Origin of the sequence: Ruegeria sp. SCP10, from assembly GCF_040329495.1 — a bacterium.
Taxonomy (GTDB): Bacteria; Pseudomonadota; Alphaproteobacteria; order Rhodobacterales; family Rhodobacteraceae; genus Ruegeria.
Window position 1 is genome coordinate 432,302 of the sequence record NZ_JBDZYF010000002.1, and the last position, 22,426, is coordinate 454,727.

A 22,426-nucleotide genomic window follows, 5' to 3' on the forward strand; every position below is an offset into this window, starting at 1 on the left:
AAGTGATGGAAAAGGCTTAGGAGGACCGCAGATGGCTCAGCTCAAGAAAATCCTGCTGGTGGATGACGACGAAGACCTGCGCGAAGCGCTCAGTGAGCAACTGGTGATGACCGAGGACTTTGACGTCTTCGAAGCCTCGGACGGTGCATCAGCAATGGAGCGGGCCCGCGAGGCGATCTACGATCTGGTCATTCTGGATGTTGGTCTACCTGATACCGATGGGCGAGAGCTGTGCCGCCTGATGCGCAAACAGGGCGTCAAAAGCCCGATCCTGATGCTGACCGGCCATGACAGCGACGCTGACACCATACTAGGTCTGGATGCTGGCGCTAACGACTATGTCTCGAAACCCTTCAAATTCCCGGTTCTGCTGGCCCGTATCCGCGCACAGCTGCGACAGCATGAGCAATCTGAGGACGCGGTGTTTGTGCTGGGGCCGTATACGTTTAAGCCAGCCATGAAGATGCTGATCACCGAGGAAGACCGGAAAATCCGTCTGACTGAGAAAGAGACCAATATCCTCAAGTTCCTGTACCGCTCGACCGATGGGGTTGTCGCACGCGATGTGCTGTTGCATGAGGTCTGGGGATATAACGCGGGTGTCACGACTCACACGCTGGAAACGCACATCTATCGCCTGCGTCAAAAAATCGAGCCCGATCCGTCCAATGCGCGCCTTTTGGTCACAGAATCGGGCGGATATCGATTAGTGTCTTGATCGCCTATGGATTGATTTGGATCAAAGTGATACTCTGCACTCATAATTAGGTTACTCCCATCCCGCGCATGTCCGGGTTATGACATGTACCTCCCTGTTGGACTGCCGGGCCTGATGGCCCGGCTTTTTTTGTTTACATATAACTTCGCCATTGAGGTGAACGAAAAGGAGTGCCAGCTATTGCGAATGTTTCGGGTGTTTCTTCATATCGCAATTGTTGTTCTTCTAACCCTGCTCACGCAGATCGGGGGGGTGGCATGGATTGCGGCCCTTCTCTTCAAAAGACGCTTGATGTCGTTTCTCGTATTCTACGCGGGGCTTTCGATTGCGGCCCATGTTGTCGCGCCCCAGTTCGGTCGTGTTCCGTTGAGTTGCTTCGACAAAGGTCCTCTGCAAATACAGAGCTATTTCTATTGTGCTTTGAACAGGCACTATGTCACGCCCGAGTTGGCGCATGTGCTGACTGAAACAGCGGAGGAAATGGACCGCGTCTATCCCGGCACCAAAACTCTGGTTCTGGATGCGAATTTCCCTTTCTGGAACGGTTTCCCATTGCTGCCACATTTGTCACATGATGATGGCAAAAAGGCAGATCTTGCATTCTATTATTCTGATGCGGCAGGATACCTGGCCGGTGCAACGCGTTCACCCATAGGGTACTTCGCTTTCGAAAACGGTCCGTCAAACTGCGGAGCCAGTTGGCCAACCTTAAGATGGAATTTGGATGTTTTGCAGCCATTCTGGCATGATTATGACCTGGACGATGATCGATTGAGGGCCGTGCTGGAAATCCTATCTCGCGATGATCGCGTGCAAAAGATCTTTGTGGAGCCACATCTGGTCACTCGATTGGGCGTTGCTCATTCGAAGATTCGCTTTCAGGGGTGCCGTGCTGCACGCCACGACGACCATGTGCACTTCCAACTCTGACCAGGGCGTAACTGAAAGGTGGCAATCAGTTCAGGTTCGTTTTTCCATGGAACCCCATCTCGCACCGCGTTAACCTTCGCCCAATCGCGATAGAGGAATCCCAACCCATGCCCTTCACCCTTGCCACCTGGAACATCAACTCGGTCCGTTTGCGTGAGCCTATCGTGCTGAAATTGCTGCAGGAAGAGGCTCCGGATGTGCTATGTTTGCAGGAATGTAAATCTCCGGTTGAAAAGATCCCGACCCAAGGCTTTGCGGAACTGGGCTATACCCACATGGTTGCGCGTGGGCAGAAGGGTTATAACGGTGTTGCCATCCTGTCGCGCCTGCCGATGGAGGAAGTGGGCGATAAGGATTTTGCCGGTCTTGGCCATGCCCGCCACATCGCGGGGCGGTTGGAGAACGGGGTGACGATCCACAACTTCTATGTCCCGGCGGGCGGGGATGTGCCTGATCGGGAGGTGAATGAGAAGTTCGGGCAAAAGCTCGACTACCTCACCGACATGCGCGATTGGTTCCACGCGGAAAAACCCGAGAAATCGATTCTGGTCGGCGATCTGAACATTGCCCCGCGCGAAGATGATGTCTGGTCGCACAAACAGTTGCTCAAGGTTGTCTCTCATACCCCGATCGAGGTCGAGCAACTGGGCGAGACGCAGGATGCAGGCGGTTGGGTCGATATCACCCGTCAGGATATCTCCGAAGGGCAGCTTTATAGTTGGTGGTCTTACCGCGCGCGGGATTGGGATGCGGCAGATAAAGGGCGACGGCTGGATCACGTCTGGGCCACGCCGGATATTTCGAACGCTGGCCATTCCAGCCGCATTCTGCGCGACGCGCGCGGGTGGGAGAAACCCAGCGATCACGCACCGGTCTTTGCCAGCTTCGATCTGTAACTGTGCAACTCGGCCCTTGGTTTCTGTGCCAAGCGGTTGCATATAGGGCGCAAGTTTGAACGAAAGAGTATTTGCCATGGACCTTCTGAACAGCTCAGACAGCACCGCCGCCACCGATCTGATCAAGGATGGATCTGAGGCGACGTTTATGGCCGATGTGATCGAGGCGTCGCAGGAAACCCCAGTGATCGTGGATTTCTGGGCCCCATGGTGCGGCCCGTGCAAGACGCTTGGGCCCTTGCTGGAAGAGGCCGTGACCGCTGCCAAGGGCGCGGTGAAGATGGTTAAGATCAACGTGGATGAGGCACAGATGATCGCATCGCAAATGCGCATTCAGTCGATCCCAACCGTCTATGCGTTCTTCAAAGGCCAGCCGGTTGATGGGTTTCAGGGCGCTGTTGCGGGGTCCGAGATCAAGGCCTTCGTCGACCGTGTGATCGAGGCCGCAGGTGGCGAAAGCCCGGGTGGTCAGTTAGAGGATGCCGTACAGGCTGCCGAAGAGATGTTGGCCGAAGGCGCGGCTGTTGATGCAGCGCAGACCTTTTCGGCGATTCTGGGCGAAGACCCCAACCATGCGGCAGCCTACGGTGGGTTGGTGCGTGCTCATATTGCATCCGACGATCTGGAACAGGCCGAGGCAATCCTGAACGGAGCCCCTGCCGAAATCTCCAGCGCGCCCGAATTGGAGGCGGCCCATGCGCAGCTGGAACTGGCGAAACAGGCCGCGGATGCCGGGCCGGTAGCTGAACTGATGGCAACAGTCGAGGCCGAGCCTGACAACCATCAGGCGCGTTTCGATCTGGCGCAAGCTCTGCACGCCAACGGGGATGTCGAAGACGCCGTTGCGCAATTGCTGGAACTGTTCCGCCGGGATCGTGAGTGGAATGACGGTGCGGCTAAGGCTCAGCTGTTCACGATCTTCGATGCGCTCAAGCCCAATGATCCCATTGTTCTGAACGGGCGACGCAAGCTCAGCTCGATGATATTTGCCTAATTCCCGATCAGAGCTACACTCGGATACATGATGCATCCCGCTGACCTGCCGGAAACGGTGTCCGTTTTTCCATTGCCCGGGGCGCTGTTGCTGCCCCGATCTCGCCTGCCGCTGCATATCTTTGAGCCGCGTTACCTGCAGATGTTGGACGATGCGCTGAAGACCAAGGAACGGCTGATCGCAATGGTTCAGCCAAACCCGTCTCTGAATGATGAGAAAAAGCTGCATCGGATTGGATGCGCGGGGCGAGTTACCCAGTTCTCCGAAACAGAAGACGGGCGCTATCTGATCACCCTGACCGGGGTGTCCCGGTTCCGCATCAAATCGGAGCTTGATGGGTTCACGCCCTATCGACGCTGTGAAGTTTCTTGGGAGGGGTTTGACCGCGATCTTGGGAAATCCGAGAAGGATGAAAGGTTCGACCGAACCCGGTTCCTAACCTTGCTGGAGCGGTTTTTTGACTCCCGTCAGTTATCGACCGATTGGGATTCGCTCAAGGATGCGGATGATGAGCTTTTGGTGAATTCTCTGTCGATGCTGATGGATTTCGATCCGGAAGACAAACAAGCCCTGCTTGAGGCCCCTTGCCTGCGGACCCGACGCGAGACATTGGTGACATTGATTGAATTCGCCATGCGCGGCGGATCAAATGAGGAAACTTTGCAATGAGCGATTCCGCGAACGCCTTTGACCGCCATATGCTTGAGGCGCTTGTTTGCCCTCAGACACAGACCACCTTGCATTATGATTCCGAAAAACAGGAGCTGGTGTCCAAAGCCGCAGGGCTGGCCTTTCCGATCCGAAATGGCATTCCTGTGATGTTGGTCGATGAGGCGCGTCCGCTGGATTAAATCGCGCGCCCTTGTAGAAGCTTTGGCAGGTCCCCGGTCAGCCCTGCCGCTTCGCGTACGAAACCGCGGCGTAATCCGGGCAGTGAGCCAACGATCCCCATCCCGATATCCCGTCCAAGCCGAAGCAGCGGATTGTCGTTCGAAAACAGCCTGTTGAACACATCCGTCGCCATGGCGAGTGAGGCGGTATCGAACCGCCGCCATTCCTGATACCGCTGCAGCACTAGGGTTGAGCCGATCTCTTCACCCCGCCGCCCGGCCAGTGTCAGCACTTCGGCCAGCGCGCCCACGTCACGCAGACCGGCGTTCAGACCCTGCCCGGCAATCGGGTGCATCCCATGTGCGGCGTCTCCAACCAAAGCCAGATGATCGGCGATGAAAGAATTGGCGATGGTCAGGTTCAGCGGATAGGTGAATCGGTCGCCCTGCAGGCGTATATCGCCAAGGAAGTCGCCGAACCTTGGGCGCAGTGCCTGTAGATACTCAGCCTCAGGTAAGGCGTTGATTTGATGCGCGGTCTCTGTCCGTTCGCTCCAGACAATCGAACTGCGGTTGCCGGTTAGCGGTAGAATGGCCAGGGGGCCTGGGGGCATGAAGAACTGATGCGCGATGCCGTGATGCGGCAACTCATGTTCAATCGCGCAAACCAGTGCGGTTTGGCCATAGTCCCATCCGGTGCGCTTGATCCCTGCCCGCGCCGCCGTACCGCTGCGGCGACCATCACAGCCGACCAGCAACTGCCCTTCGATCGTGGTGCCGTCATCCAGTGTCAGAACGGCCCCGCTCGTACCCGTTTCCTGCGCTACAACGGTTTTGCCGTTGATCAGGGTGATGCGTTCGTCCTTGGCCATCGCGTCCAGAAACGCGCGGCGCAGGTGGCGATCCTCGACCATGTAGCCCATCGGGCCTTCTTCGATTTCGGCGTGGTCGAAATGCATGAAAAAGGGCGACGGGCCTAAGCCCGCATGCCCATCGGTGACCTTGATTTCAAGCATTGGCTGAGCGTGTTCAGCAACCCGATCCCATATCCCGATTGCATCCAGCAACCGCTGAGAGGCCAGCGCCAAAGCATAGGACCGCCCGTCAAAACCCGCATTCTTACGTGTCTTTTCGGCCAGTGCATCAATCACCGTGACCAAATGACCGGTCTGAGCCAGTGCCAGGGCCAAGGCGGGGCCATTTAGCCCTCCGCCAACGATCAGAATGTCAGAGCCTCGTGTCATGCCCTGCACTATGCGCGCCCTTTCGGGATTGTCCATGTGCGGTCCTGTCGCTACCGTCCGGTTCAGCCAAAAAAGAAGGAGCGCGGTGATGCAGGAATGGTTGACGATAACAGCCTGTGATCTGGGTCGAGGTATTGGCATGGGGCAGATCGACCCGGTCGAGCTGACCGAAACCTACCTAGCCGCCATTGACGCCCATCCGCATCGTGATCGTATCTATGCGCGCGTCACCCATGATCGCGCACGGGCCGAGGCGAAGGCTGCAAAGGACCGCGCCGCTTTGGGTTTGCGCCGGTCGCTGTTGGATGGCGTTCCGATCAGTTGGAAGGATCTGTTCGATACCGCCGGTATTGGGACCGAGGCGGGATCCGCCCTGTTGAAAGGCCGTGTGCCCGAAGCAGACGCCGTGGTTGTGCGGAACGCAACCGCGATGGGCACGGTTTGTCTGGGCAAAACCCATATGAGTGAGCTTGCGTTTTCCGGGCTTGGTCTGAACCCGATCACTGGCACTCCGCCTTGCGTTGATGATGAAGAGGCTGTGCCGGGCGGCTCATCTTCGGGTGCAGCGGCCTCGGTGGCCTGGGGGTTGGCGGCCTGCGGGATCGGATCGGATACCGGCGGGTCTGTTCGCATTCCGTCGGCGTGGAACAATCTGGTGGGGCTGAAAACCACCGCGGGGCGGGTCAGCCTGGAAGGGACTGTGCCATTGTGCTTGCGCTTCGACACTGTCGGTCCACTGGCGCGGTCGGTCGAGGATGCAACGCATATGCTGGCCTTGCTCGAGGGCGGCGCGCCCGCTGATCTGCGCGGTGCCTCACTGGTTGGACGCCGCTTTGCTGATCTTCAAAACGTGGCCAAAGATGACCTAAGGGATGAACCGCGCAAAGCTTATGAGGGGGCGTTACAACGCCTGGCCGATGCAGGAGCCGAGATTGTTCCGCTTGAGGTGCCCGAGTTGAACGATGCGATGGGTCTGTCGGGAGTGCTTTATACCACCGAAGCCTACGGCCTGTGGAAAGACGTGATCGAAGCCAATCCCGATGCGATGTATCCCGAGATACTCGAACGATTCCGCATGGGACAGGCCCATTCCGGGCCGGACTATGTCGCGGCTTGGTCCAAGCTGAAAGCTTGTCGGGCTGCATGGGATGCGGCCACCGCCGAATTCGACGCGGTCCTAGCCCCCACAGCGCCCATTTTGCCGCCCAATCTGGACCGGTTGATGAGCGACCACGATTACTATGTAACCGAGAATCTGCTGGCCCTGCGCAACACCCGCATTGGCAACCTGATGGGGCTGGCCGCCCTGACCCTGCCGACCGGAACACCCGGGTGCGGGTTGATGATGCTGGGCTATCCAGGGTCGGAAGAGGCCCTGCTGCGGCTGGGATCAGCCGCCGAATCTGCATTGGCCTGAATACCACAATCCCCTGATTCGACGTCTCTTTGTCTGGACGGGGTGGGGTGTGATCTGTAATCTGTCAAAAAACGGGGCGAAAACGATCCCGATCTTGAGGCAGTAGTTATGAATTTTCCCGAGCGGTTTTCGAACCTACCGGAATATGCATTCCCGCGTCTGCGCACCTTGTTGGATCATCACCAGCCGGGCGGAGATGTCATTCACATGACCATCGGCGCGCCGATGCATGATTTCCCTGCTTGGGTGACAGATGTCATCACTGAGAACGCGGCAGGGTTTCTGGGTTATCCGCCCAACGAAGGCTCGCCCGAGCTGCGCGGTGCGATCACCGACTGGATCAAGCGCCGCTATGGCGTGAGTATGGACCCCGACACCAATGTGATGGCCCTGAACGGCACGCGTGAGGGGCTGTATAACGCCGCGATGGCCCTGTGCCCCGAGCAGAAGAATGGGCAAAAGCCGGTCGTTCTGTGCCCGAACCCGTTTTATCAGGTCTACATGGTCGCCTCGATCTCGGTTGCGGCCGAGCCTGTCTTTGTGCCTGCGACTGCGGCTACGGGCCATCTGCCCGATTATGCCGGGCTTCCCGAGGACGTGCTGAACCGAACGGCGATTGCCTACATCTGTTCTCCGGCCAATCCACAGGGCGCAGTGGCATCACGTGACTACTGGGCCGAGCTGATTGCGTTGGCCGAGAAATACGATTTCCGCATCTTTGCGGATGAATGCTATTCCGAGATTTACCGGGATGAGGCCCCCACTGGCGTTCTGACCGTCGCGCAAGAGATGGGCGCTGATCCCGAACGGATCACCCTGTTCAACTCCTTGTCGAAACGTTCAAATCTGGCTGGTCTGCGGTCCGGCCTAATCGCGGGTGGGCCGGAAACCATCAGGCGCGTCAAACAATTACGCAACTACGCCGGTGCGCCGTTGCCTTTGCCTCTGCAAGCCGCTGCCGCGCGGGTTTGGGCGGATGAGACGCATGTAGTCGAAAACCGCGCGCTCTATCAGGAAAAATACTATCTTGCGGATCAGGTCTTTGCCAATGTGCAAGGCTATATGCCGCCTGAGGCCGGATTTTTCCTGTGGTTGCCGGTCGAAAACGGTGAAGAGACCGCATTGAAGCTGTGGCAAGAGACCGGAGTACGGGTCCTGCCAGGCGCATATCTTTCTCAGGGCGACCCGGGGCAAAACCCGGGCGAGCATTTTATTCGGGCCGCTATGGTGGCCCCAAAAACAGAGTTGCAGCGCGGGCTGATCACGCTCCGCGACTGTATCTATTCGTGAGGTACGAGGGCAAAATGGCATCATTGAACGCGCGCAACCGCGATCCACTGCTGGACAGCACCACACAGGCCGCCATCGAGCGACGCAGCAAAGAACTGATCGGTATTGCACTGATCCTGCTGGGTCTGGCTGCAGCGGCGATGATCTGGTCCTATACGCCAGAGGACCCGAACTGGATGGTTTCGACCGATGCGCCGGTGCAGAACTGGATGGGCCGGGTCGGTGCCTGGATTGCAGCGTTTTCCTTTATGGTTGTGGGCTGGGGTAGCTGGGGCTTTGCCCTGGCATTGATCGTATGGGGCGTGCGGTTCGCCGGTCATTTCGGTGAGGATCGCGCCATTGCCCGGCTGATCTTTGCACCTATCTGGATCGCAGTTCTGGCCGTCTACGCAGCAACGCTGGTGCCCGGAGAGGCCTGGCGCGCGACCCACAGCTACGGCCTGGGCGGCTTGGGTGGTGATACTGTGCTGGGCTTTATCCTGCTGATTCTCCCGATCTCGTCGGCTTTTGTTGTCAAACTGATGTCATTGGTTATGGCGCTTGGCATGCTTGCGCTGGGTGTCTTCGTCCTGGGCTTCACCAGAAGTGATGTACAGCGCGGGTTTAGGGCCTTCCTGCTGGGCTTGGTGGTGTCCTATGACATGCTGATGACCCTGCTGGGTCGTGGAGCTTCGGCCACGGCGCAAGCGGCTCGGGATCGTCGCGCGCAGTGGAAAGAGCACCGAGCAGCGCGGGTTGAGCCTGTCTTGCAGGATGCGGTTGCTTTTGGTGATCCCGTCTTTGAAGAGCTGGAAGAGGAAGCGGACGAACCTGCCCCCAAAACTGGCCTGCTGGCCCGTATGCCAGCCTTGATCCGCCGCCCTGATCCGATGCCTGAACCGGAATTGATCGAAGCGATGCCGGTCGAAGGTTTTGACGAAATGCCGGGCGAAGATCGCATCCGCTCGAAGATCTCGGCAGCGGTACGTAATCGCAAGGTGGCGACCGGCGAAATGACGCCTGAGCCCGATCCGAACCTGCCGTTGACCAAAGGCCGGGGCCGAGGGCCGGATCCCCTGATCCTGAATACAGGTGCTGCGGCGGAACTGCCGCCCGAACCGCCGATGAGCTGGACCGATCTGCCACCCGAGCCGACGCTGAGCGCCGATGCCACGACAGAGTGGCAAGAACCGCTGCATCAGGATTTTGCGGCTGAGCCGGAACTTGAAGACGACGATACCGTGTTCGAAGATATGCATGCATCTGAACCGCAGGCGCGTCCTGCGATGAAAATCCCGGTGGCTGAACCGCGCAAGCCGGTGGTTGCCCAGCCCGTGCGTCGCACGCCGCAGCCATCACGCCGTGCGCAGGCCGAGGCGCAGCCGACATTGTCCTTTGAGGAGCGGCATTCAGATTTCGAATTGCCCCCCTTGGGCCTGTTGTCCAACCCATCCACCATTCAGCGCCACCACCTGAGCGACGAAGCGCTGGAGGAAAATGCGCGGATGCTGGAAAACGTGCTGGACGATTATGGCGTCAAAGGTGAGATCGTCAGCGTCCGCCCCGGTCCCGTGGTCACCATGTACGAACTGGAACCAGCGCCGGGCCTTAAAGCCAGCCGTGTGATTGGTTTGGCCGACGATATCGCACGCTCGATGTCTGCCTTGTCGGCGCGGGTTTCGACTCTGCCGGGCCGCTCGGTCATTGGGATCGAACTACCTAACGAAAATCGTGAGATGGTGGTGTTGCGCGAGATCCTTGCCAGCCGTGATTTTGGTGACGGTAACCATGCACTGCCACTGGCGCTGGGCAAGGATATTGGCGGTGAGTCTGTCGTGGCGAACCTTGCGAAGATGCCTCACCTGCTGATCGCCGGGACCACGGGTTCGGGTAAATCGGTGGCGATCAACACGATGATCCTGTCGCTGTTGTACAAGCTGAGCCCGGATGAATGCCGCCTGATCATGATCGACCCCAAAATGCTGGAACTGTCCGTATATGACGGCATCCCGCATCTGTTGTCCCCCGTGGTGACCGACCCGAAAAAAGCGGTTGTCGCCCTGAAATGGGTCGTGGGCGAGATGGAGGATCGGTATCGCAAGATGTCCAAAATGGGCGTGCGTAACATCGCGGGCTATAATGGGCGCGTGAAGGATGCGCTGTCCAAGGGTGAGATGTTCTCGCGCACAGTCCAGACCGGGTTTGACGATGAAACCGGCGAACCGATGTTCGAGACTGAAGAATTCGCGCCCGAGGCGATGCCCTATATAGTGGTCATCGTTGATGAGATGGCCGATCTGATGATGGTCGCCGGCAAAGAGATCGAGGCCTGCATCCAGCGTCTGGCGCAGATGGCGCGGGCTTCGGGTATTCACCTGATTATGGCCACGCAGCGCCCCTCGGTCGACGTGATCACCGGTACGATCAAGGCAAACTTCCCGACGCGGATTTCGTTCCAGGTAACTTCGAAGGTCGATAGCCGCACCATTCTGGGTGAGATGGGCGCCGAGCAACTGCTGGGGCAGGGTGACATGCTCTATATGGCGGGTGGCGCCAAGATCACCCGTTGCCACGGACCGTTTGTCTCGGATGAAGAGGTCGAGGAAATCGTAAACCACCTGAAGCAATTCGGCCCGCCGGATTACATGAGCGGCGTCGTCGATGGACCGGCCGAAGAAAAGGCCGACAACATAGACGCCGTTTTGGGGCTGAACACTGGTGGCAACACCAACGGCGAAGATGCGTTGTATGACCAAGCGGTGGCAATTGTGATCAAGGATCGCAAATGCTCGACCTCATACATCCAGCGGAAACTTGCCATCGGTTACAACAAAGCCGCCCGGCTGGTTGAGCAGATGGAGGACGAAGGCGTTGTTTCGGCGGCAAATCACGTCGGTAAGCGGGAAATCCTCGTCCCCGAGCAGTAGGATATTTAATAACAAGGGCAAAAGGCTTATCTGAACCTTATGAAACAGATTGCTTTTGCCCTTGCACTGACATTGGCCGCGCCTGCGGCCTGGGCGGCGGACAAACTGCCATTGTCAGAGATTTCGAACTACCTGAACCAAATGAAAACGGTTCAGACGAGCTTTACCCAGGTCAATGACGATGGCTCGCTGAGCACCGGCCAGCTTTGGATTCAAAGACCGGGCAAGATGCGGTTCGAATATGATCCGCCGGACAGCGCTGTTGTTCTGGCGCGGACGGGCAGTGTTCTGATCTTCGATCCCAAATCGAACCAACCGCCCGAGCAATATCCGCTCAAGCGCACACCGCTGTCTCTGGTTCTGGCACGGAACGTCAACCTGGGGCAGGCTAATATGGTGGTTGGGCACGAGTTTGACGGTACGGCAACGGTTGTCACGGCGCAGGATCCCAAGAACCCAGACTCAGGCCGGATCGAGCTGATGTTTACCGACAATCCTGTTGAGCTGCGGAAATGGGTGATCCACGACAATGCAGGCACCCAAACCACGGTGCTGCTGGGCCCGCTGAACAAGGGCGGTACCTTTGACCAGGATCTCTTTTCAGACAAATAGCGAATAAGGGTCAGCAAAACCGCTGACCCCATCACGCTTAATATCGGCAGTTTGCCAGCTGTGACTGGTACATATCAGCGCGCGCATCCACGTCGCTGGCTACGCCAAGCAACCAGGATTTGCGATTGTAGCTGCCACGCGCATACCCCGTGTGCCCTTCGTGATAGGCTAGGTACTGGTTACGCGTGTCGGAGGGGTGGATGCCATTCCGCTCGTAGCTTTTGTTCATGTACCAACCAATAAAGTCCGATGCATCGCCGATCCGATCTCGCTTGGCGCGGCGCTGGCCGGTTTCACGCTGGTACTGCTCCCACGTGCCATCCAGGGCTTGACCATAGCCATAGGCGCTGCTTTGACGGCCCATCGGGATGACACCCAGAACATAGCGGTGCGGCGTACGCGCATCGTGGCGATAGCGGCTTTCCTGATAGATTGTGGCCATCTGAACATGAACGGGAACACCCCATTTACGCTCGGTTTTTTGGAAGGCCCGGATATAGTCGGGCTTTTCGCGCGCAATACTGCACGCGTCATTCAATCTGCTGGGCGGTTGCTTAGAACCACCCCCACAGGATGCCAAAAGCAGCACCCCAAGGAGTACGAAAAGAAATCTGCTCATGTGCCTCATGCCTTTTTTCGGGCATTCTAGCGCAGATTGAGCGTGGATGGAATCACAATCGCTAGAGCACAAGCGCCAAAACAAGTGGCAGTGTTGCAACGGACACCAACGTTGACACCATAACCATCCCGGCCACCGCATCTGCATCCGCTTCAAACCGTTCGGCCAACAGATAAGATGTGACCGCGACCGGAGTACACATCTGCAGGACCAGCACACCAAAGGCGATCGCTTCAAGATCGAATGCAACAGCAACAAACCAACCCAGCGCAAAGCAGACAGCGACTTTCAGAAGGGACAGCCAGACTGCGCGACCCAGACTACGCGTTGTGAGCCGGGCAATAGCGACACCAACAGTGACCAGCATCAACGGCACAGCCATTTGCCCCAGCAAATCCAACGTGTTGGTCAAAAAAACCGGAGTCTCCCACCCGCGCCACAAAAACAGTGCGCCGAGAATCGTGGCCCAGACCATGGGTTGTCGGATCACCTGACCATGCGCGCCTTTTCCGGCAACCAAATAGATACCGTAGGTGAAGGAAAACAAAGCCGTCACCGACAGGAAAATCACAGCATATCCCAGACCTGCCTGACCAAAGGCGAAGATGCACAAGGGCAACCCCAGATTACCGGTATTGCCAAAAATCAGCGGTGACAGATAGGTGCGCTGGTCCAGTTTCAGCATGCGAACGAGGACCCAGAAGACAGCTGCCAGAACAAGGTTGGCGACGATCGTAGCGATGGTAAAGCGCGACAGGTCACCGCCGGGTATCTCGGTTTGCATAAGGGCGACAAAGATCAGGCTGGGGACCGCCAATGTCATGGCAAATCGGGTGACGAATTGCAGTCGATATTCGAACCCCAACTTGATCCAGGCAAAGCCGATCCCGGCCAGAATGAAGACCGGCGCGACGATTTCGAACACTGTCAGTAGAAGGTTCACAGACTGTTTCCCCGAATTTCAGATCAATGATTGGCTTTTCCGCCCGGAAAGAGGTAGTAACTGCTTTGGGGGCTGAAACAATGCTAAAGACACACGCCAAATACGGCCTGGGACAGGTTGTTCGACATAAAAAACATCCCTTCCGAGGGGTGATTTTTGACGTCGATCCAGAGTTTTCGAACACCGAGGAATGGTACGAAGCCATCCCCGAAGACAGTCGGCCGATCAAGGACCAACCGTTCTATCATCTGCTGGCCGAGAATGATCAATCTTTCTATGTCGCTTATGTTTCAGAACAAAATCTGATCGAGGATCAATCGGGCGAGCCGGTCGAGCATCCGGATATCCCCAATATGTTTGGTCCTTTCGAAGATGGGTCCTACCCGCTGCACTTTCATCTGAACTGAACCTTTGGGCCCGAGGGGTCCAAGGCGGCTGTGTCTAGTAGCCGAGTGCACATCCATCCTTGCGTGGATCGCTGGCGCCTTCCAACACACCATCCTCGCGGATTCGAATAGCCTGAGCCCCGCCAAGCGGGGTTTCTGGAATCGTGACAGTGTGGCCAATGTCTGCCAATTGTTGAGCGACCTTCTCTGAGAATCCACGTTCCAGTTTCAGAACTCCCCCATCGGCAAAGGCGCGGGGGGCATCAATGCTGTTTTGTAGCCCAAGTTTGAAATGCGTCAGGTTCGATACAAACCGGGCGTGGCCCGTTGGCTGATAGGCCCCGCCCATCACGCCAAACGGCATCATGATGCGCCCTTTCTCGGTCAGCATGCCCGGTATGATTGTGTGCATCGGGCGTTTCCCACCGCCCAGTTCGTTGGGATGACCGCGTTCAAGCGTGAAGCCTGCCCCACGGTTTTGCAGCAGAATGCCGTATTTCTCCGAGGCAATCCCTGAACCGAAACTGTGAAAGATCGAATAGATCAGCGACACGGCCATCCGGTCCCGATCAACAACTGTGATGTAAACCGTGTCTTTGTGAATGGCTTCGGTCAGCGGTGCGGGAGACCCCATTGCGCGTTTGGGATCAATCAGCGCAGCGAGGCGTTCGGCTACGTCTGAGTCGAGGAATTGTTCCGCGCGCGCGGTGTGGTCCGGATCGGCGATGAAACGGTTGCGGGCATCATAGGCTAGCTTGGTGGCCTCCGCCTCGATATGAACCCGTTCTGCGCCAAACGGATCCATGCGCACCAAATCGAAGTGTTTCAGGATGTTCAGCAGCAGGATGGCGGTTGCGCCTTGTCCGTTCGGTGGATGTTCAACCAGATCAATGCCGCCGTAGCTGCCGCTCATCGGGTCTGTTGGCGTGCAGTCGGTGCGTTCAAAATCATCGGCAGTGTGGACACCTCCGAGTTGAGACAGGGCAGCCAGCATATCCTGCGCAATTTCACCTGTGTAAAAGGCCTCGCGCCCGTTTTTGGCGAGGCGGCGCAACACCTCGGCCTGACCGGGGGATCGGAAAACCTGACCAATCTTGGGCACCTGTCCATCAATCAGATAGTGCTGTTTGGCAGCCCCTTGCAGGGTTGCCGCACCGCTTTTCCAGTCGAATGCAACGCGTGGCGCGACTGGAACACCCAACTCGGCATAGTGGATGGCGGGTTGCAGAATTGCGTCCAGACCTAGCCGCCCTTCAGTTTCAGACAGATGGCAAAACGCGTCGATCGCGCCGGGAATTGTTACCGCATCGGCGCTGGTCAGGGGGATCGCGGTCAGCGACCGCGCGCGCAATGCATCAGCATTCGCCCTGGCCGGGGCTCGGCCTGATCCGTTCAGTGCGCGAACCTTGTTCTCACCCGCCCGATTGAACAGGACAAAGCAATCGCCGCCCAGCCCGGTCATTTGTGGTTCGCAAAAGCCCAGCAGAACCGCCCCGGCGATGGCGGCGTCCATCGCGTTACCGCCTTGCGCCAGAATATCAAGCGCGGCCTTCGCCGCCAGAGGATGCGATGTTGCGCACATACCCTCAGTTGCCAGAACCTCGGACCGTCCAGGCAGGTGCAAATCGCGCATGAATTCTCTCCTCTTCCTAACCGTGGCGAAGGTAAAGTGAGGGGAGGGATTGTCCAGTGATTTCAAGGTGAGGGAGGTTCCTCGGCGCCGTTCACTGGGTGGGGGCTGTGACACTTGGCGCCGAGGGAAGCTATCTGAGCTACGAGTCACTTTATGATGGTTGTTTGCGGCGCCACAATGGTTCGAAAAAGGCGTTATTGTGGCGTTATGTCTGCATTTAAGGCTGGCGTTCAAAGTCGAACCTTAGGGACAGGCGATTGCATCCCTGGTGTCGCTCATAGCAGATATCACTGGTCAACTGATTGATCAAAAACCAACCAAAACCGCCTTCAGGCAAATCCTGTAGGTCCGTTTCGACCGAGGCAGGGGTCCCGTCAGGCAATTGATACCCGGGCATCGGGTTCCCGGTGTCCGAGATCAAAATGTCCAATCGGTCGCGTTCCAGCCGACAGGTTACCTGTACCTTAGCGGGCGCTATCCCGTCATAGGCATGTTCAACGACGTTATTGATTGCCTCGGCCAGGGCAATCTTAACATCATCTGCCATATGATCAGGCAATCCCTGCTGCGATAGCCCAGCGCTGAGCTGTGCAATCCCAGCGCTGGCTTCCACCTCTGTGGCGGGAAAGCTGAGCTCCAGGCAGGTTTCGTTCCGTATCGGCGTCACGCAGTCCACTCCTGCCAGATCAGTCCAACGTCTCTGCCAAAGCGTCGTCCAGAGTGGTGAACAGTTTGAACACTGTGTCCATGCGCGTCAGGCGAAAGACCTTTTCGACAACCGGTTGCAGGCCTGACAAATCCAGCCTGCGCCCGTCCCCAAGCTGCTTCATCGAGGCAACGATGGCACCCAGTCCGCTCGAGTCGATGAATTCGACCCCTGTCAGATCTAGTATGACGCGGTCGCACTCCGTTTCGGTTTCGCGCCGCATATCCTCTTTGAACTGGATGGCCATGGCAGCATCGATTCGGTCAGATTCAACTGTTATGACCTGAGTGGCCCCGGTCGTTTTACTGGTCAGACCCATTGTGACCGCCCTCTTCGCTAAAACTACGTCGTAGAAATACGCTAGACGGCAAATCTTACCATTCGGTATTCAGGGTGCGGAAATCGAACAAAGGAAAGCCGGGATGAAAGATGTTGTGATCGCAGGGGCCGCTCGTACCCCGATGGGTGGGTTTCAGGGCATGTTTGATGGCGTCTCGGCGGCGGAGCTTGGTGGAACGGCGATCCGGGCAGCCCTTACGCAGGCAGGCACCCAGACAGTGGATGAAGTTCTTATGGGTTGTGTTCTTCCCGCAGGCCAGGGGCAGGCCCCCGCGCGCCAGGCCGGGTTTGCAGCTGGTTTGGGCGAAGACGTGCCCGCAACAACGCTGAACAAGATGTGCGGGTCGGGCATGAAAGCTGCCATGATGGCCTTTGATCAGATCGCGCTGGGCCATGCGCACCTGATGGTTGCGGGCGGAATGGAGAGCATGACAAATGCCCCCTATCTGTTGCCCAAAATGCGGGGGGGCGCGCGTATCGGGCATGGTCAGGTTGTCGATCACATGTTTCTTGATGGTCTAGAAGACGCCTATGACAAAGGCCGCCTGATGGGCACCTTTGCCGAAGACTGTGCCGAGGCCTATCAATTCACGCGCGAGGCGCAGGACGAATACGCCCTGCAATCTTTGTCTAACGCATTGGCTGCACAGGAAAACGGCGCCTTCGACCAAGAGATCACGCCCGTATCGGTGCGCACCCGCAAGGGTGAGGTGACCCAGTCCACGGATGAGCAGCCTAAATCCGCCCGACCTGAGAAAATCCCGACCCTGAAACCTGCCTTCCGCAAGGATGGCACAGTCACTGCGGCCAACGCTTCCTCAATCTCGGATGGTGCTGCCGCGTTGGTGCTGGCGTCTGCGGCCCAGGCCGAAGCGCAGGCTCTGACTGTCCGTGCGCGCATCCTGGGCCACGCCAGTCATGCGCAAGCACCGGGTCTATTCACGACGGCTCCGGTTCCCGCAGCGCGGAAACTGCTGGATCGGATCGGTTGGTCGACCGAGGATGTCGATCTGTGGGAGGTGAACGAAGCCTTTGCCGTCGTCCCCATGGCTTTCATGCATGAAATGGGATTGCCACGTGAGAAGGTGAATGTGAATGGCGGCGCCTGCGCGCTGGGTCATCCCATTGGCGCATCGGGCGCGCGGATCATGGTTACGTTGCTGAACGCGCTTGAAAAACGGAACCTCAAACGCGGTGTCGCAGCGATTTGTATTGGCGGGGGGGAAGGCACCGCTATCGCAATTGAACGAGTTTGACGCTCTATCATTTTCCACATAGTTCGGGGATACGAGGCTGGTTCTCGTATCCTCTGCCGGAAAGTGCGTCATGACCGTCGACTACAACACCCTCGCCAAAACCATCGCGTCCCTGACCGAGGGGGAAACTGATCATGTTGCCCTTATGGCCACTATCGCCTGCGAGGTGCATCATTCCGATGATCGGTTTGACTGGACCGGGTTCTACCGCGTGACCGAGCCCGGTCTGCTGAAGATCGGACCGTATCAGGGGGGCCATGGCTGTCTGGTCATCCCGTTCGAACGCGGTGTTTGCGGGGCTGCCGCGCGCACGGGTGCGGTGCAACTGGTGCCGGATGTGGACGCATTTCCCGGCCATATCGCCTGTGCCTCGTCTACCCGGTCCGAGCTGGTTCTGCCGGTGCGTGATGCCACGGGTGAGGTAATCGCAGTATTTGACATTGATAGCGACCAGCCGGACGCATTTGATCAAACCGATGCAGATCACCTTGAATCGATCCTGACCCAGACATTTGGCGGGTAGCACACGCGTCTCACTTCAGTGAGGCAACACGGCGTAAACGTACGTGAAAAAACTCTTGGAAATTTCACGGAACTGCGCCATCGTGAAAAACGAGATGTAAATTTCACGAGATTCGGAGCGCACTTTGAACAGTCAGGCCCCGCAAAGCGCCACACTCGGAGCGGACCTGCGCGCCTTGCGCAAGGCGCGCGGGCTAACCTTGTCCGAGATTGCCGAGCGTCTTAACCGCTCCGTCGGGTGGCTCAGCCAGGTTGAGCGCGACATGTCCGACCCGTCGATCTCGGACCTGCGCCAGATTGCAGAATGCCTGGGTGTGCCGATGTCGATGTTGTTTGCGCATTCGTCGGTGCCCGCGGAAGAGCAAGGTTATGTGGTTCGCGCCGGTACACGCCGACCTATGGGCTCGGGCGAGGAAGGGCTGATTGAAGAGTTGCTTTCGCCCGATCTGACAGACGATTTCGAAATGGTCCATTCCACCTTTGAGCCCCGATCAAGAATGCAAAAGCCTGCCAATCGACCGACGCAGGAAGTTGGATATATGATCTCGGGCCGGCTGGATCTGACCATCGGTGCGCGCCAGTACGCCGTCGGACCGGGTGACAGTTTTCGGATCAAGCATGAACCCTATCAATGGGCGAACCCCTATGATGAGCCTGCGGTGGCTATCTGGGTGATCGCCCCGCCGGTGTATTGATGAGCTTTGAAGCCTGGACCATATTCGCGCTGTTCTGGGTGGTGTTTGTGACCACGCCGGGGCCGAACGCGGTCAATTGCATCTCAAACGGGATGAGCTTGCCACTTCACAAGGCTATGCTGGGGGTTCTTGCGATCCTGACGCAGGCAAGCGCGTTTCTTATCTTTTCGGCGCTAGGTGTCACAGCGCTGATTGCTGCCTCTCCGACCGGGTTCTTCATTGCAAAACTGATCGGCGCCGGTTTCTTGATCTGGCTCGGGATACGCGGCTGGATGAACGCAGCCAAGCCTGCACCGGCCAGTGAAAGACCCGCAAGCCACATCTATCTTCACGCGTTGGCCGTTGCGACAATCAATCCCAAAAGCGTGGCCGGATACCTTGCCGCCTTTTCACAATTTGTGCAGCCCGACGTACCTGTCTGGCAGCAAATGGGGGTGATTATGCCCACCGCGCTGGCGATCACCACGCTCAGCTATACAGGCTTCACATTGTTGGGCGCAATGATGGGCAAAGCAGCCTTGGGTGCTGTGTTCAATGTCTGGGTGCGCCGCGTCATGGCGACCTGTTTCATCATCTATGGCGTGTTGCTGGGGGCCAGCTCTACGCCCGCAGCAAGGGGGTAACACCATGTATTCCGGATCTTGTCTCTGCGGTTCTGTAGCCTTTGAGATTGATGGAGAATTGTCGCCACCTTCGGCCTGCCATTGCGGCCAGTGCCGCAAGCAATCTGGGCATGTTTGGGCCTCGACCTGGACGCATGAGGACAACCTAAGCTTTACCGCCGATGACACGTTGAAGTGGTTCGAAGCCTCTGACACCGCCCGTCGTGGATTTTGCGGCGCGTGTGGCTCATTCCTTTTCTGGCAGCACAATGACGAAGACACAATTTCGATATCTATGGGGGCGTTTGACGCGCCCACCGGATTGCAACTCGCCCGCCACATCTTTGTGGCTGACAAGGGCGACTACTACGACATCACGGACGACCTGCCTCAAGAGGCACAGTAACAGGGACTGAATGACATGAATGATTTTCCGACAAAGGCCCGCGTGGTTATCATCGGCGGCGGCGTGGTGGGGGCCTCGTCCCTGTATCATCTTGCCAAGAAAGGCTGGACCGATTGCGTCCTGCTGGAAAAGAACGAGCTGACTGCGGGTTCGACCTGGCATGCCGCCGGCAACGTGCCGACCTTCTCGACCTCATGGGCAATCATGAACATGCAGCGCTACTCGACCGAGCTCTATGCGCGTCTGGGCGATGAAGTCGACTATCCGATGAACTATCACCAGTCGGGTTCGATCCGGCTGGCGCATAGCAAAGAGCGGATGCAGGAATTCGAACGCGCCATGGCGATGGGCCGGTATCAGGGCATTCCGATGGAAATGTGGACCCCGGAAGAGGCCAAGGAACGCTATCCGTTCCTAGAAACGCATGATCTTGAAGGTGTTCTGTATGACCCAACAGATGGTGATATCGATCCGGCCCAGCTGACACAGGCGCTGGCCAAAGGGGCCCGCGATATGGGTCAAAAGATCATCCGCTTCTGCCCTGCGACAGGTGTGACCCAGCATGATGATGGCACCTGGACCGTGCATACTGAAAAAGGCGATATCGACTGTGACTATGTGGTCAATGCCGCCGGATACTACGCACAGCGCGTGGGTGAATGGTTCAAGCCCTTCGGCGGCCGCACCGTGCCCGCCATGGTCATGAGCCATCAGTATCTGCTGACCGACGAAGTCCCCGAGGTTGAAGCGTGGTCGAAGGAAAATGGTGGGAAGAAGCTGCCTCTACTGCGCGACGTGGATATCTCTTACTACCTGCGACAAGAGAAGCACGGCTTCAATCTCGGCCCGTATGAGCCCAACTGTAAGGGCCACTGGATGACCGAAGATGACCCGATGCCCGAGGATTTCTCGTTCCAACTCTGGAACGACGATCTGGACCGGATCGAAGACATTGTCACCTATGCGATGGAGCGGGTGCCGCTGATGGCGACCTCGGGCGTTGGCCGCGTTATCAATGGCCCGATCCCCTATGCGCCGGACGGTCTGCCCCTGATCGGCCCAATGCCGGGTGTGAAGAACGCGTTTGAAGCCCACACCTTTACCTTTGGCATCGCGCAGGGCGGGGGCGCCGGCAAGGTGCTGGCGGAATGGATCGTTGATGGCGCCACCGAATGGGATATGTGGGCCGTCGATCCGCGCCGATACACAGATTATACCGATCAGGACTACTGTAACCAGAAGGGTCTGGAGGTGTATGGAAACGAATACGCCATGCACTTCCCCCACCACGAATGGCCTGCCGCGCGAGACAAGAAGCTGTCTCCAGTGCATGACAAGATCATCGCGCAGGGTGGTGTCATGGGGGCCTATAACGGCTGGGAACGCGCCAACTGGTTCGCGAAGCCGGGCGACGATACCTCGTTGGATGCCACCCATACCTGGGGACGTTCGGGTCCGTGGGAGCAGCGGGTCAAGGAAGAATGCGAGACGGTGCGTGACCATTGCGGCGTGCTGGACCTGCCCGGGTTCTCTCGGTTCATGGTCAAGGGTGACGGCGCGGCCGAAGCGCTGCGCGGGCTGGTCGCGGGCGGCTTGCCCAAAGTCGGTCGTATCAACCTGGTCTACATCTCTGATCCGCGAGGTCGCATCCTGACCGAAATGTCCTGCCTGCGACTGGGCGAGGACGAGTTCGTCATGATCACCGCCGCAACGGCACAGTGGCATGACCGTGATATCCTGAAAGCCGCGATGCCCGCTGGCGTCAGTGTCGAGGATGTCACCACAACACGCGACACGCTGATCGTGACCGGCCCGAAATCGCGCGAGGTTCTTTCGGGTCTGACCGATGCCGACCTGTCGCTGGGATGGCTGACCCATCAAAGCGCCACTGTGGCCGGGCAGCCTGCCCATCTGATCCGTGTGTCCTTCGCAGGAGAACTGGGCTGGGAAGTCCATGCCCTGAACGCGGATATGCCTGCCATCTACGACGCAATCCTCGACGCCGGGGCCAAACCGTTTGGGATGTATGCCTTGAACTCCCTGCGCATCGAAAAGGGTTACCGTGCGTGGAAGGGCGATCTGTCGACCGATTACTCGCTGCTCGAAGGCGGGTTGGAGCGGTTCGTTAAACTGGACAAGCCCCAGGACTTCCCCGGCAAGGCTGCAATCCTGAACGAAAAGCAGCAAGGGGTGAAGAAAGCCTTTGTCACGCTGACCGTTGAGGCGGGCGATTGCGACGCGCCTTACATGTCCTGCATCTGGCAGGGCGATCAGATCGTGGGTGAAACGACCTCGGGCGCATGGGGCTATCGCGTTGGAAAGTCCATCGCGCTGGGCATGGTCAAAACTGATGCTGCGAACCCCGGAACCGAGCTTCAGGTGGAAATCTACGGCCAGAAATACCGCGCTGTGGTAGAACAGGACCAACCGCTCTGGGATCCGGCGAACGAGCGGCTGCGCGCCTGACCGTTGAAAGGAAGAC

23 protein-coding genes are annotated in these 22,426 nt (G+C 57.9%); 17 read left to right on the plus strand and 6 right to left on the minus strand.

The features are described from left to right. Positions 1 to 31 precede the first annotated feature (31 nt). The 6 genes from ABLN87_RS08525 (at position 32) to ABLN87_RS08550 (ending at position 4,389) form a co-directional block, all read left to right on the plus strand. A complete protein-coding gene (locus ABLN87_RS08525; protein ID WP_170533404.1) occupies positions 32 to 718 on the plus strand; it encodes a response regulator transcription factor in 687 nt (228 codons plus the stop codon). 291 nt (positions 719 to 1,009) lie between these two features. Continuing rightward, positions 1,010 to 1,648 carry a hypothetical protein gene (locus ABLN87_RS08530; RefSeq protein ID WP_353009031.1) on the plus strand — a complete coding sequence of 213 codons (639 nt, stop codon included), beginning with the start codon at positions 1,010 to 1,012 and terminating at the stop codon, positions 1,646 to 1,648. A gap of 107 nt (positions 1,649 to 1,755) precedes the next feature. Next, entirely contained in the window at positions 1,756 to 2,544 is a 789-nt protein-coding gene (locus tag ABLN87_RS08535) for an exodeoxyribonuclease III (protein ID WP_353009034.1), read from the plus strand. 76 nt (positions 2,545 to 2,620) lie between these two features. After that, positions 2,621 to 3,538 (plus strand): thioredoxin, encoded by a 918-nt coding sequence (gene trxA, locus ABLN87_RS08540; protein ID WP_353009035.1) that lies wholly within the window; start codon positions 2,621 to 2,623, stop codon positions 3,536 to 3,538. A 27-nt stretch (positions 3,539 to 3,565) separates the two neighbouring features. After that, positions 3,566 to 4,207, plus strand: a complete 642-nt coding sequence (locus ABLN87_RS08545; protein ID WP_353009037.1) for an LON peptidase substrate-binding domain-containing protein — start codon at positions 3,566 to 3,568, stop codon at positions 4,205 to 4,207. Next, the gene (locus ABLN87_RS08550; protein ID WP_353009039.1) at positions 4,204 to 4,389 is read left to right on the plus strand and encodes a Trm112 family protein; all 186 of its coding nucleotides are present in this window, start codon (positions 4,204 to 4,206) and stop codon (positions 4,387 to 4,389) included. Before ABLN87_RS08545 ends, ABLN87_RS08550 begins: the two co-directional genes overlap by 4 nt. Here the strand turns inward: ABLN87_RS08550 and ABLN87_RS08555 are convergent. Then, complete coding sequence (locus ABLN87_RS08555) at positions 4,386 to 5,648, minus strand: FAD-dependent monooxygenase (protein WP_353009042.1); 1,263 nt, start codon at positions 5,646 to 5,648, stop codon at positions 4,386 to 4,388. The genes ABLN87_RS08550 and ABLN87_RS08555 overlap by 4 nt on opposite strands. 52 nt (positions 5,649 to 5,700) lie before the next feature. On the opposite strand from ABLN87_RS08555, the gene ABLN87_RS08560 reads away from it, so the two are divergent. The 4 genes from ABLN87_RS08560 (at position 5,701) to ABLN87_RS08575 (ending at position 11,837) form a co-directional block, all read left to right on the plus strand. Continuing rightward, positions 5,701 to 7,029, plus strand: a complete 1,329-nt coding sequence (locus ABLN87_RS08560; RefSeq protein WP_353009045.1) for an amidase — start codon at positions 5,701 to 5,703, stop codon at positions 7,027 to 7,029. 108 nt (positions 7,030 to 7,137) lie between these two features. Next, complete coding sequence (locus ABLN87_RS08565) at positions 7,138 to 8,319, plus strand: aminotransferase class I/II-fold pyridoxal phosphate-dependent enzyme (protein ID WP_353009047.1); 1,182 nt, start codon at positions 7,138 to 7,140, stop codon at positions 8,317 to 8,319. Between the two features lie 14 nt (positions 8,320 to 8,333). Beyond that, positions 8,334 to 11,225 (plus strand): DNA translocase FtsK 4TM domain-containing protein, encoded by a 2,892-nt coding sequence (locus ABLN87_RS08570; RefSeq protein ID WP_353009048.1) that lies wholly within the window; start codon positions 8,334 to 8,336, stop codon positions 11,223 to 11,225. Positions 11,226 to 11,264: 39 nt separating this feature from the next. Continuing rightward, positions 11,265 to 11,837, plus strand: coding sequence for a LolA family protein (locus ABLN87_RS08575; protein ID WP_353009051.1), 573 nt, complete (start codon positions 11,265 to 11,267; stop codon positions 11,835 to 11,837). Between the two features lie 37 nt (positions 11,838 to 11,874). On the opposite strand, the gene ABLN87_RS08580 is transcribed toward ABLN87_RS08575, so the two are convergent. Continuing rightward, a complete protein-coding gene (locus ABLN87_RS08580) occupies positions 11,875 to 12,456 on the minus strand; it encodes a lytic transglycosylase (RefSeq protein WP_353009053.1) in 582 nt (193 codons plus the stop codon). A 61-nt stretch (positions 12,457 to 12,517) separates the two neighbouring features. Continuing rightward, positions 12,518 to 13,399, minus strand: coding sequence for an AEC family transporter (locus tag ABLN87_RS08585; RefSeq protein ID WP_353009055.1), 882 nt, complete (start codon positions 13,397 to 13,399; stop codon positions 12,518 to 12,520). A gap of 80 nt (positions 13,400 to 13,479) precedes the next feature. On the opposite strand from ABLN87_RS08585, the gene hspQ reads away from it, so the two are divergent. Then, positions 13,480 to 13,806 (plus strand): heat shock protein HspQ, encoded by a 327-nt coding sequence (hspQ, locus tag ABLN87_RS08590; RefSeq protein ID WP_170533369.1) that lies wholly within the window; start codon positions 13,480 to 13,482, stop codon positions 13,804 to 13,806. A gap of 34 nt (positions 13,807 to 13,840) precedes the next feature. Here hspQ and ABLN87_RS08595 read toward each other — a convergent pair whose 3' ends face one another. The 3 genes from ABLN87_RS08595 to ABLN87_RS08605 form a co-directional block, all read right to left on the minus strand. Continuing rightward, on the minus strand, positions 13,841 to 15,418 hold the full coding sequence (locus ABLN87_RS08595; protein WP_353009057.1) for a gamma-glutamyltransferase family protein: 1,578 nt from the start codon (positions 15,416 to 15,418) through the stop codon (positions 13,841 to 13,843). A gap of 217 nt (positions 15,419 to 15,635) precedes the next feature. After that, complete coding sequence (locus ABLN87_RS08600) at positions 15,636 to 16,085, minus strand: ATP-binding protein (RefSeq protein ID WP_353009059.1); 450 nt, start codon at positions 16,083 to 16,085, stop codon at positions 15,636 to 15,638. A gap of 19 nt (positions 16,086 to 16,104) precedes the next feature. Beyond that, the gene (locus tag ABLN87_RS08605; protein ID WP_353009060.1) at positions 16,105 to 16,443 is read right to left on the minus strand and encodes an STAS domain-containing protein; all 339 of its coding nucleotides are present in this window, start codon (positions 16,441 to 16,443) and stop codon (positions 16,105 to 16,107) included. A gap of 103 nt (positions 16,444 to 16,546) precedes the next feature. Here ABLN87_RS08605 and ABLN87_RS08610 point away from each other — a divergent pair, with 103 nt between their 5' ends. From ABLN87_RS08610 to ABLN87_RS08635, 6 genes are all read left to right on the plus strand, one after another. Beyond that, positions 16,547 to 17,719 carry an acetyl-CoA C-acyltransferase gene (locus tag ABLN87_RS08610; RefSeq protein WP_353009062.1) on the plus strand — a complete coding sequence of 391 codons (1,173 nt, stop codon included), beginning with the start codon at positions 16,547 to 16,549 and terminating at the stop codon, positions 17,717 to 17,719. Between the two features lie 70 nt (positions 17,720 to 17,789). Beyond that, complete coding sequence (locus ABLN87_RS08615) at positions 17,790 to 18,242, plus strand: GAF domain-containing protein (protein WP_353009064.1); 453 nt, start codon at positions 17,790 to 17,792, stop codon at positions 18,240 to 18,242. Positions 18,243 to 18,366: 124 nt separating this feature from the next. Continuing rightward, entirely contained in the window at positions 18,367 to 18,936 is a 570-nt protein-coding gene (locus tag ABLN87_RS08620) for a helix-turn-helix domain-containing protein (protein ID WP_170533351.1), read from the plus strand. After that, positions 18,936 to 19,559, plus strand: coding sequence for a LysE family translocator (locus tag ABLN87_RS08625; RefSeq protein ID WP_353009065.1), 624 nt, complete (start codon positions 18,936 to 18,938; stop codon positions 19,557 to 19,559). The genes ABLN87_RS08620 and ABLN87_RS08625 overlap by 1 nt, the downstream gene beginning before the upstream one ends. A 4-nt stretch (positions 19,560 to 19,563) precedes the next feature. Further along, positions 19,564 to 19,944 carry a GFA family protein gene (locus ABLN87_RS08630; RefSeq protein ID WP_353009068.1) on the plus strand — a complete coding sequence of 127 codons (381 nt, stop codon included), beginning with the start codon at positions 19,564 to 19,566 and terminating at the stop codon, positions 19,942 to 19,944. 15 nt (positions 19,945 to 19,959) lie between these two features. Next, on the plus strand, positions 19,960 to 22,410 hold the full coding sequence (locus tag ABLN87_RS08635) for a GcvT family protein (RefSeq protein ID WP_353009070.1): 2,451 nt from the start codon (positions 19,960 to 19,962) through the stop codon (positions 22,408 to 22,410). Positions 22,411 to 22,426: the final 16 nt, after the last annotated feature.